We start from the raw sequence: 10,918 nt of genomic DNA on the forward strand, positions 1-10,918 counted from the left end.
CAACCTCCCCCCCCCGCCCCCGACGATCGGAACGACGGGGACGACCGGGACGACCGGGACGACCGGGACGACCGGGACGACGATCAGGACGAGGCAGACGGTCCCTCCGGGCCGGGGGCCCCGGGCAGTTCGGGGGTTCCGGACCGGCCGCTCGGTTCGAGCGTGACCGGGTTCATGCCCGGAGTCGGCCCCCGGGACTGGGCGACGCCGGAGCCCGCGGAGGCGGACTCCGAGGAGGGCCACTTCGTGCCCCCGGAGCCGCCGCCGCTCCCCTCGGCCGACACCACGGCCAAGTTCGCCTGGCTCGCGGTCCTCGGCGGACCGCTGCTCCTGCTGCTCACCGTGCTGTTGCAGTGGGAGATGACCCCGCTGATCGCCACGCTCGGCATCGGTGGCTTCCTGGGCGGCTTCGGCACGCTCGTCGCCCGGATGCGGGACGACGACGAAGAGGAGGACGACGACCCGGGGCGCGGCGCCGTGGTCTGATCCCGGTCCGCCGGCCCGGGGTCTGCCGGCCCGGCCTCTGGTGCGGCCCGGCCTCTGGGGAGTGCGGATTGTCCGGTCCAGGTGATCGGGGCCCGGGCGGGTCCAGGTCATCGGGGCCCGGGCGGGGGCGCGGTCCGCCTCAGAGTGCCGGGGGCACCCGCCGGCACCGGTGCCGGTCCGGCCCCGTCAGGACAGAGCGGGCACCCGGAGCGCCGCCAGCACCGGCAGGTGGTCGGTGGCCGCCCGCAGGTCCGCCTCCGTGACGCCCCGCAGCCCGCGGGGCACCCCGCAGCCGAGCACCTCGACGCCCCGCGTGGGCAGGACGGCGTCGATGCGCTGCAACGGGTCACCGGGCCGGGTGGTGTGCTCCACGCCCCAGGGGGCCGTGGCCCAGCCGTCCTGCAGTTCGGCGGCGAGCCGGCGGAACGTCCGTCCCTCGGGCCGGTCGTTGAGGTCCCCCGCGGCCACCGCGTGCGGGACGCCCTCGGCGGTGAAGCGGTGCATCCGGTCGAGCAGCAGCCCGCCCTGTTCGTAGCGCTCGTCGGCGTTCATGCTCAGATGGCAGCTGAGCACACCGAGCCGGGCACCGCCGATCCGCACCACGGCGGTGGCGAAGCCGCGCTGGTGCAGGCCGGGGGTGCGCGGCAGCAGCAGGTCCTCGGTGCGTTCCACCTGGGCGCGCAGCGAGGAGAGGATCAACGGGCCGGAGGCGGTCGCCCCGCCCGTGACGTACACCAGGCCCGTGGCGCGGGCCAGCCACGCCGCGGCCTTGCGCCAGCGGAAGAACCGCGGTGCCTCCTGAACGCACACGAGATCGGGGGCGCAGGCCCGGATCACCCGGGCCAGCGCCACCCGATCGTCGCGCATCGAGCGGATGTTGTAGCCGAGCACGCGGACCACGGCCGAACCGTCCGGTTCGGTACGGGACTCGGGCAGGTCCGCGAGCATGGCGCCATCCCCTCACATCGGAGCGTCACGGCGGGCCCCCGCCGCGTCCTGTCGTGGGCGGCCGGTCAGCCCTGCCGGGCCAGGTCGGCGGCGCCCACCAGTCCGGCCTTGCCGCCGAGCTGGGCGGCGAGCACCTGGGCGTGCGGCCGGTACTGTCCGCCCACCAGCCAGCGGCGGAAGGACTTGCGGATCGGGTCCAGGACGAGGTCGCCCTCGTCGGAGACCCCGCCGCCGACGATGAACGCCGACGGGTCGAACAGGGAGGCCAGATCGGCCAGCCCCGCACCGGCCCAGCGGGCCAGCTCGCGGAAGGAGTCGATGGCGACGGGGCAGCCCTGCCGGGCCGCCTCGCTCACATGCCGCCCCTCGATCGCGTCCGGGGTGCCGTCGCCGAGGCCCAGCAGAACGGCGGCGTTGTCCGGGGCCGCGACCGCGCGCTGCCGGGCGTAGCGGACGAGGGCGCGGCCGGAGGCGTACTGCTCCCAGCAGCCCTGGCTGCCGCAGCCGCACAGCAGGCCGTCGGGGACGACCCGGATGTGGCCGAACTCGCCGGCCACGCCGAAGCGGCCGCGGCGCAGCTTGTTGCCGATGATGATGCCGCCGCCCAGCCCGGTGCCGAGGGTGATGCAGATGACGTCCTCGTGGCCCTGGCCGGCACCGAAGCGGTACTCGCCCCAGGCGGCGGCGTTGGCGTCGTTCTCCACGACGACCGGCAGCCCGACGCGCTGCTCGACCTTGTCCTTGAGCGCCTCGTGCCGCCAGTTGATGTTGGGGGCGAAGAGTACGGTCGCCCGCTTGTCGTCGACGTAGCCGGCGGCACCGATGCCGACCGCCTCGATCTGGTGGTCGGTGCTGACCGTCCGCACCGCGTCCGCGATCGCGTCGACGACACCCTCGGGCGTGGGCGGAGTGGGTACCTTGCACGTCTCGAGAATCGAGCCCTCTTCGTCGACCACGCCAGCTGCGATCTTTGTGCCGCCGATGTCGACGCCGATGGTGAGTCCCATGTGTCCCTCAGTTATTCGGTCGATCCCCGCTGCGCCCAACCGTACCGGAGGGGGCCGGGGCACACCGGCAGCAGGGAACGGCCCGGGAGGGCGGCTCCCGGGGGCGCGGAGGGTGCGCGCCCGGCGTCAGTCGAGGTCGATGCGCTCGGTGCCGGACGGGCCGTCCCCGCCGTCGTCACCGCGGGACCAGTCGTCGCCGCGGGACCAGTCGTCACCGCGGGTCCAGCGGCGCTCCTGGCCCTCGACCGCGGCCCGGTAGGCGGCGAGCAGCTCGGAGCCGGCGGCGGCGAGGTGGTCGAAGACCTCCGGGTTGCGCTCGACGACCGGTTCGACGGCGGCCTTGGCCTGGGAGATCAGCTGCTGCACGGCGCCGGCGGCCGCGCCGGGCCCGAGCGGGCCCTGGAAGGCGGAGATCCGCTCGGCCACGGCGTCGGCCAGCTTGCGCAGTTCCTCGGCGGCGCTGCCGGGCTGGGGCCCCTGCTGTGCGCGGCGGCGCGCCTTTTCCGCCGCGAGATCCTCGGCGCAGGCCTTGGCCCAGGCGTCGGCGTCGGGGGCGTCGGCGGGGCCGGATGCGGGGCGCTCGGTGGCTTCGCTCATGGCGGGCTCCTGCGAGGGAGGACTTCGACGGTATTTCTCGACGTTACCAGGGCTCTTGTGCGGAAGGCCCCGGTGTTCACGTCGGGGATGAAGGCATCTCAAGGCTGCTCTGGCGTGCAGGTCAGAGGGGACGTTGTTGCTGTTCGATGTACTGGCGGATGATCGCCAGTAGTGCTCCGCCGCAGGATGCGGCGAGGTACGAGGGCGACCAGAGGTGCCCGTGCGTTACGGCGAGGTGGATCCGGTCCCTGGACCTTAGGCCGGGGAGCACGTCAACCGAAGGGGGGTCCGGCGTGCGGCGTGCGTTCACGGGGCGGCCGCCGTGCACGGGCCGCCGCCGCACGCGGCGCGCGCGTTCCGGTCGCTGCGGCACGTGCGTTCCGCCCGCTCGCGAAGGGCCCGCCCGGCTCGCCGAATCCCTCGACGCACAGGCCCGCGCAGCCCCGGCGCACGGGCCGCCCGCACCCGGGCTCCGGCCCCGCCCCGGTTCAGCGGGCCGCCCCGCCTCCGGTCCGCGGCCAGAGGCCCGGGTCGGGGGTGAAGCGGATGCCGAGTTCGCCGTCCGCGAGGCCCGCGCCGGTGACGGTGCACCGCCGGAGTGCGGACGGCAGCGGCAGGATCCGGCGGAACGGACCGACGGTGACGACGAGTTCGTCGCCCCGGCGGCTGAGGTCGAGGTCCCCGCGTTCGGCGCCGGGCAGCGGCAGCCGCCAGAGGAGCACGCCCTCGGCGGCGAGCCGGTCCTCGACGGTTCCGGGCACCCGGGAGGTGCGCCCGGGGCCGCCGGGGACCTCCGTCCCCGCGCCCTCCGCACCATCGGTGGCATCGTCCGCGGGGCCGTATGTCCGCTCGCTCGTCGAAGCCTCCGCATCCGGCGCGATGTCGCCGGCCGGGCCGGACGCGTGGCTGCCCCCGCCGGCCGCGGCACCGTTCCGGTCGCCGGACGCCCCGCTGCCGTGCCCGGTGCGGCTTCCCTCTTCGGAGCGACTTCCCTGCCCGGTACGACGGCTGTCGGCGTCCGCGCCGCTGCCGTGACCGGATGTGGCGTCCTCATGGCCGACCGTGCCGTTCGCGTCACCGGAGGGCGAGTCGCCGTCACGTGAGGGGCCACCGTCGCGGGAGGGGCCACCGTCGCGGGAGGGGTCGTTCACGCCGCCGTTCGCCCCGCCGGAGCCCGCGTCCCCGGCGCGCGGGGTGGCGGACGCGTTGCCGCGGCCGAGCAGCTCGGCGAGGTCCTCGGGGCCCCGGGGGTCGTGGCCGAGGTGCGGCAGCTCCCACAGCGCCGTGCCGGCCGGGAGGTCGTCCGCGAGCGTCTTCAGGGCGGCCTGCTGCTGCCCGGACGCGGCGGCGAGCCAGGGGTCGGCGGAGCCGGTGGGGAGCAGCCGGTTGGCGATGACCGCGTCGGTGCGCAGCCCGTGCAGCGCGAGCCCGGCGTGGGCTCGGCGGAGCGTCTCGACGGCGGCCGGTCCGGGCTCGACGACGAGCCGGACGACGGTGCTGTCCGCCTCGATCACGGCCTGCGCGGCGGCGAGTTCGGCGGCGCAGCGGTCCGCCGTCTCGTAGAGCCACTGCGCCGGCATGGGGACTCCGGCGAGCTGGGCGAGGAGCGGCCGCAGCGCGCGGGCGGCCTGGCGCTCGGAGGGGAGCAGGCGGCGGAGGTAGCGCCGCAGCTGTTCGGGCAGCGCGAGCACGGCCGGTGTCCCGGGAACGGGCGGCAGGTCGAGGACGGCCACGTCCCAGCCGGCGGGCGGGCCGACGGGCGCCGCGGACGGTTCCCGGTTGGCTCCGGGTGTCCCGGGTGCGGGAACGCCGTGCGACGGTCCGGCCGCCTCCTCCCACTGCTCCCCGGCCCACTGGGTGCCGTCGGGGTGCAGCGCCCGGAGGGCGCGGAGCAGGGCCAGCTGCGGTGCGCCGGGGACCTCCGTCACCTCCTCGCGGTCCAGGGGTGCCGCGCCGAGCAGTCCGAGCGCGGCGGAGCACCGCTCCTGGAGGTCGAGGAGTGCGGTGCGGAAGTGCTCACCGGGGTCCAGGCGCGCGGCCCACAGGTTCGGCGCGGCCTGCACCGGCGGGCTCCAGGGGGCCGCCGGGGCGGCGGGCGCACCGGTGCCGTCCGGTCCGGACGACGGCTGCGCTCCGCGGCCGGCGGCCGACCCCGCGGCGGGCAGCCCGAGGGCCGCTTCCAGAGTGGCGAAGCGGTCGGTGGTGAGCACCAGGGTGCGCAGTCCGCGGCGCGCCGCGGCGAGGGCCTGGGCGGCGGCGACGGTGGTGCGCCCGGCACCGCCCGCCCCGGTGACCAGGATCGTCCGGGCGTTCAGGCCTGAGCCCCGCTCTCGACCCGCTTCTTGAGGCCGTCCAGCGCGCGGTCGATGATGACCTTCTCGGCCTTGCGCTTGATCATGCCCAGCATCGGGATCTTGACGTCCACGGTCAGCTGGTAGGTGACCTCGGTCCGCTTGCCGCCCTCCACCGGGGCGAGGCTGTACGAGCCGTCGAGGGCGCGCAGCATCTGGGACTTGACCAGCGACCAGCTCACGACGTTGTCGCCGGTCCAGGTGTAGGCCAGGGTGTGGTCGTCCTTGATCGCGCCGGCGTCGAGCACGAGTCGCACCTGCTCGGCGCGGCCCTGCTCGTCCTTGGCCAGGACCTCGGCCTGCTTGACCTCTCCGGTCCACTCCGGATAGCGGTCGAAGTCGGAAATCACCGACATGACCTCGGACGGTGCCGCCTCGATCGTGATGCTCGAGCTGGTGTGTTCCGCCATCTCCGTGGCTCCTCCACTACTCCACTACGGTCCGCCCGCGGCGTGCATGCCTGCTGGTGAAGGCTACCGCGCGCGACGGGACGGGCCGATGCCCGGCCCGCTGCCCACGCCCTGCGTCGCCTCCGGCCGGGCCCGCCGGTGCCCGGCAGGGGCTGCTCCCCCGGTGCCCCGCGGGGCCCGTTCCCCGCGCCCGGAAGGGAACGTTTCCGCTGCCCCGGGGCTCACCACTCCAGCGCCCAGGGCTGCCCCGAGGACGCGAAGTGGCCGACGTTCACGCACTCGGTGCGCCCGATCCGCATCCGGCGGGCCAGCGGCTGGTGGACGTGGCCGAAGAGCGCGTACCGCGGCCGGATCTCGTGAATCGCCTCCAGCAGCGCCGAACTGCCGCGCTCGAAGCGGCGGGCCACGGTGTCGTAGCAGAGCTCGGGCACGTCGGGCGGGATGTGCGAGCAGAGCACGTCGACCTCCCCGAGCGCGGCGACCTTCGCCGCGTAGGTCTCCTCGTCGATCTCGTAGGGGGTGCGCATGGGGCTGGGCAGCCCGCCGCCGACGAAGCCGAACACGCGGCCGTTGAGCTCCACTCGCTCACCGTCGAGAACGGTGACGCCGGGCCGGACGTACTCGGGCCACAGATGCGGGATGTCGACATTGCCGTAGGTGGCGTACGTCGGCTGGGGGAAGGCGGCGAAGAGTTCGGCGTACTGCTTGCGGACGGCCCCTTCGATGGCGCTGCGGCGGTCGAGACCGGCCCACAGCCGGGCGCCGAACGCGCGGGCCTCCTCGAACCGGCGGGCGGTGCGGAGTTCGACGATGCGGTCGGTGTTCTCCTCGCCGAAGAGCTCGGGGAAGATTCCGCGGGAATGATCGGCGTAGTCGAGAAAGAGCACCAGGTCACCGAGGCAGAGAAGGGCGTCGGCACCCTCTCCCGCCCGGGCGAGATCCCGGCTGTTGCCATGGACGTCACTCACCACATGAACTCGCATATCTGAGGACCCTACGCCGCGAACCGGGCACCCGGGAGGGGCGCCCGACCTGCGGTTACTTTCGCGTCACCGGGCTGCTCGACTAATCTGCGCGCATTGGTCCCCCCCGCGGTATGTGACGCATGAAACATCTGGCCGGAACCCCCTATCGGTGACGCATACCGATGGGTAACGTCCGGGCAGTCCAACCCCCATTGCACGATCATGGGCCGCAAGCCGACGCAGCACGCGGGACACGACGTGTCGGCGCCAGCGTCCGACGAGGAGCAGCAGTCTTGCGCGAGTTCAGCCTTCCGGCCCTGTACGAGGTCCCCGCGGACGGCAATCTGACGGATCTGATCCGCCGCAATGCCGCGCAGCATCCCGACGTCGCCGTCATCGCACGCAAGCGGGACGGCCGCTGGCAGGACGTGACCGCCAACGAGTTCCTCGCCGAGGTCCGGGCGGCGGCCAAAGGGCTGATCGCCGCCGGCGTGCAGCCGGGGGACCGGGTCGGGCTGATGTCCCGGACCCGCTACGAGTGGACGCTGCTGGACTTCGCCGTGTGGACCGCCGGCGGGATCACCGTGCCGGTGTACGAGACGAGTTCGCCGGAGCAGATCGCCTGGATCCTGGGGGACTCGGGCGCCGTGGGCTGCCTGGTCGAGACCGAGGTCCACGAGGCCGCGATCGAGTCCGTACGGGACCGGCTGCCGGAGCTGGAGCACGTCTGGCAGATCGACCGGGACGCCGTCGAGCTGCTGCGCAGCAAGGGCGCGGAGATATCGGACGCCGAGGTCGACGAGCGCAGCTCCCTGGCGACCGCCGACTCCCCCGCGACGATCGTCTACACCTCGGGCACCACCGGCCGCCCCAAGGGCTGTGTGCTGACCCACCGCAACTTCTTCGCCGAGTGCGGCAACGTGGTCGAGCGGCTGCGCCCGCTCTTCCGCACCGGTGACTCCTCCGTCCTCCTCTTCCTCCCGGTGGCCCACGTCTTCGGCCGGCTGGTGGAGATCGCCTCCGTGCTGGCGCCGATCAAGCTCGGGCTCGTACCGGACATCAAGAACCTCACCGAGGAGCTCGCCTCCTTCCGGCCGACGCTGGTCCTCGGGGTGCCGCGGGTCTTCGAGAAGGTCTACAACTCGGCGCGGGCCAAGGCGCAGGCGGACGGCAAGGGCAAGATCTTCGACAAGGCCGCCGACACGGCGATCGCCTACAGCCGCGCCCTGGACGCCCCCACCGGCCCCTCGCTGGGCCTCAAGCTCAAGCACAAGCTCTTCGACAAGCTGGTCTTCAGCAAGCTGCGGACCGTGCTCGGCGGCCGCGGCGAGGCCGCGATCTCCGGCGGCGCCCCGCTGGGCGAGCGGCTCGGCCACTTCTTCCGCGGCATCGGCTTCACGGTCCTGGAGGGCTACGGCCTCACCGAGACCAGTGCGGCGACCGCGTTCAACCCGTGGGACCGGCAGAAGATCGGCACCGTCGGCCAGCCGCTGCCCGGCTCGGTGGTGCGCATCGCCGACGACGGCGAGGTGCTGCTGCACGGCGAGCACCTGTTCAGCAACTACTGGAACAACGAGACCGCGACGGCCGAGGCGCTGTCGGAGGGCTGGTTCCACACCGGTGACATCGGCACCCTCGACACCGACGGCTACCTCGCCATCACCGGCCGCAAGAAGGAGATCATCGTCACCGCGGGCGGCAAGAACGTCGCCCCGGCGGTGATCGAGGACCGGATCCGGGCGCACGCGCTGGTCGCCGAGTGCATGGTGGTCGGCGACGGCCGCCCGTTCGTAGGCGCGCTGATCACCCTGGACGAGGAGTTCCTGCCCCGCTGGGCCGAGGACCACGGCAAGCCGGCCGGTGCCACGGCCACGGAGCTGCGCGACGACCCCGAGCTGCTGGCCGCGGTCCAGCAGGCGGTCGAGGACGGCAACGCCGCGGTCTCCAAGGCCGAGTCCGTCCGCAAGTTCCGTATCCTCCCGGCGCAGTTCACGGAGGAGTCCGGGCACGTCACGCCGTCGCTGAAGCTCAAGCGCAACGTGGTCGCGAAGGACTTCGCGGACGAGATCGAGGCCATTTACCAGGCCTGAGCGTGCAGGCCTGGTACGCCGGGCCTGGTACGCCGGGGCCTTGCGCTCCGGACTTGGTGCTCCAGGCCTGGTGCTCCGGGCCCTGCGCTCCGGGCCTGACCTCCTGGTCGGGCGGCCCCGGCCCGGGCCGGTCAGCCGCGGATCCCGTCCTCGGCGAGCACGCGCGCCATGGTGCGCTCGGCGAGGGCGGTGATCGTCACGAACGGGTTGACGCCGATGGAGCCGGGGATCAACGAGCCGTCCGTGACGTAGATCCCCGGGTGCCCGCGGGCCCGTCCGTAGTCGTCGGTCGCCTCGCCCAGGACGCAGCCGCCCAGCGGGTGGTAGCAGAAGTCGTCGGCGAAGGGCCGGTTGCCGCCGAACAGGTCGTAGCGGTAGATGGTGCTGTTCGCCCGGTTGACCCGGTCGAACAGGGACTTCGCGGCGGCGAGCGAGGGCTGGTTCTGGTCCCGCGTCCAGTCCAGCCGTACGGCGTCGGTGGCCCGGTCGTAGCGGAAGGTGCCGCGCTCGGGGCTCTTGGTGATCGCCAGATACAGGCTGATCCAGTGCTCCAGCCCCATGGGCAGCGGGGCGATCTCGGCGAAGACCGGCCGGTCCGGGTTGGCCCAGTCGTCGATCGCCAGGACCGGGATCGTCGACTGCTTCGCCCCGGTGGTGTCCCAGATGTGGTTGGCGCGGGCCGTCATGATGTTGCCGTTGGTGCCCCAGCCGGTGCCGATCCGCGGGCTGAGCGCGGGCAGGGCGCCGGTCTCCCGGGCGCGCAGCAGGAGTTCGGTGGTGCCGAGGCTGCCGGCCCCCAGGAAGAGATGACGGCAGCCGATCTCCCGGGTGGCGACGACGGAGCCGCGCTCGTCGATCCGGTCGACGCTCAGGACGTACGTGCCGTCGGCCTCCCGGCGCACCGCCCGGACCCGGTGGAGGGTCTCGATGGTGACCTTCCCGGTGCCGAGGGCCGCGGCGAGATAGGTCCGGTCGAGGGTCCGCTTGCCGTGGTTGTTGCCGTAGATCACTTCGGCGGCGAGCGCCGAGGCGGGGGCCTGTCCGGCGTCCTCGCGCTCCATGTGGCCGAAGTCGTAGACGTTGGGCACGAAGGTGGTGCGCAGGCCGGCCCGGTGGGCGTGGGCGCGGGACACCCGGGCGAAGCGGTACCAGTCCGTCCGCTCGAACCAGTCGGGGGAGACGGTGTTGACGCCGAGGGCCTGGACCGCGCGCGGGAAGTAGCGGCCGTACATCTCGTCGGCGTCCACGCGCGGGAGGACCTCCGAGAAGTAGCTGCGGGGCGGAGTGACGGCCATGCCGCCGTTGACCAGGGAGCCGCCGCCGACCCCGCGGCCGACGTAGACCGACATCTGGTCGTAGTGGACCCGGTCGAGCACCCCGGGGTAGGGGCTGATGTCCCGATTGACGACATCCAGCCAGAGGAAGGTGGCCACGGGGGCCTCGGTCCGCGTCCGGAACCACATGGACCGGCGGTCGGGGGCCGTGGTGGGACAGAAGATCCGGCCGTCGTCGGCGGGTTCGTGCCACAGCCGGCCCATTTCGAGGACCAGGGTGCGCACGCCCGCCTCGCCGAGGCGGAGCGCTGCCACGGCGGCGCCGTAGCCGGATCCGACGACGACGGCGGGGGCGTAGTCCCTGGGTGCCGAGGCAGCGGCGGCGGGGGTGGCGATCCGGGTGGCGCCGAGTGCGGCGGCCGTCTGCAGGGCGGCGAGACCGAGGAAGTGACGGCGCGTCAGATATAGGCTCATGCGCGCATCATGAGCGGAACATCGTGGATTGCCCATAGACGTGCGCATGAGCTTTTGGGCGGGTCCCAGGGGGGTGGGGGTACGCCTGGGGCGCGCGGTGGGGCGGGCGTGCCCGGGGGCGGGTGCCGGGGGCGGGTGCCGTGGGCGGGTGTGCCGGGGGCGGGTGCCGTGGGCGGGTCTGCCGGGGGCGGGTCTGCCGGGGGCGGGTCTGCCGGGGGCTCTCTCGGGTGCCGGGTGCGGATCGTCGTGGGTTTCGGGGGTGGGGGGGGGGGGGGGGGGGGGGGGGGGGGGGGGGGGGGGGGGGGGGGGGGGGGGG

Annotated in this window: 9 protein-coding genes and 1 pseudogene; 2 read left to right on the forward strand and 8 right to left on the reverse strand. The window is 74.0% G+C overall.

The annotated features are described in order from the left end of the window. Positions 1-486: hypothetical protein (locus AC3EQ1_RS30860; RefSeq protein WP_432097610.1), on the forward strand; the 486-nt coding region annotated here is incomplete at its 5' end. Positions 487-672: 186 nt separating this feature from the next. On the opposite strand, the gene AC3EQ1_RS30865 is transcribed toward AC3EQ1_RS30860, so the two are convergent. From AC3EQ1_RS30865 to AC3EQ1_RS30895, 7 genes and pseudogenes are all read right to left on the reverse strand, one after another. Beyond that, entirely contained in the window at positions 673-1,434 is a 762-nt protein-coding gene (locus tag AC3EQ1_RS30865; protein WP_432097611.1) for an endonuclease/exonuclease/phosphatase family protein, read from the reverse strand. Positions 1,435-1,499: 65 nt separating this feature from the next. Next, entirely contained in the window at positions 1,500-2,441 is a 942-nt protein-coding gene (locus tag AC3EQ1_RS30870) for an ROK family glucokinase (protein ID WP_432097612.1), read from the reverse strand. A gap of 126 nt (positions 2,442-2,567) precedes the next feature. Next, positions 2,568-3,038 carry a DUF5304 domain-containing protein gene (locus tag AC3EQ1_RS30875; RefSeq protein ID WP_432097613.1) on the reverse strand — a complete coding sequence of 157 codons (471 nt, stop codon included), beginning with the start codon at positions 3,036-3,038 and terminating at the stop codon, positions 2,568-2,570. Positions 3,039-3,159: 121 nt separating this feature from the next. Then, positions 3,160-3,258, reverse strand: a pseudogene (locus tag AC3EQ1_RS30880) (transposase); the annotation flags it as partial. 268 nt (positions 3,259-3,526) lie between these two features. Beyond that, on the reverse strand, positions 3,527-5,353 hold the full coding sequence (locus AC3EQ1_RS30885) for an ArsA family ATPase (protein WP_432097617.1): 1,827 nt from the start codon (positions 5,351-5,353) through the stop codon (positions 3,527-3,529). Beyond that, positions 5,350-5,799 (reverse strand): SRPBCC family protein, encoded by a 450-nt coding sequence (locus AC3EQ1_RS30890; protein WP_351509496.1) that lies wholly within the window; start codon positions 5,797-5,799, stop codon positions 5,350-5,352. The genes AC3EQ1_RS30885 and AC3EQ1_RS30890 overlap by 4 nt, the downstream gene beginning before the upstream one ends. A gap of 221 nt (positions 5,800-6,020) precedes the next feature. Further along, entirely contained in the window at positions 6,021-6,782 is a 762-nt protein-coding gene (locus AC3EQ1_RS30895) for a metallophosphoesterase family protein (protein WP_432097614.1), read from the reverse strand. A gap of 275 nt (positions 6,783-7,057) precedes the next feature. Here AC3EQ1_RS30895 and AC3EQ1_RS30900 point away from each other — a divergent pair, with 275 nt between their 5' ends. Next, positions 7,058-8,854, forward strand: coding sequence for an AMP-dependent synthetase/ligase (locus AC3EQ1_RS30900; protein ID WP_432097615.1), 1,797 nt, complete (start codon positions 7,058-7,060; stop codon positions 8,852-8,854). 131 nt (positions 8,855-8,985) lie between these two features. On the opposite strand, the gene AC3EQ1_RS30905 is transcribed toward AC3EQ1_RS30900, so the two are convergent. Beyond that, positions 8,986-10,602 carry a GMC oxidoreductase gene (locus AC3EQ1_RS30905; protein ID WP_432097616.1) on the reverse strand — a complete coding sequence of 539 codons (1,617 nt, stop codon included), beginning with the start codon at positions 10,600-10,602 and terminating at the stop codon, positions 8,986-8,988. Positions 10,603-10,918: the final 316 nt, after the last annotated feature.

It is taken from the genome of Streptomyces sp. bgisy100 (genome assembly GCF_057709105.1).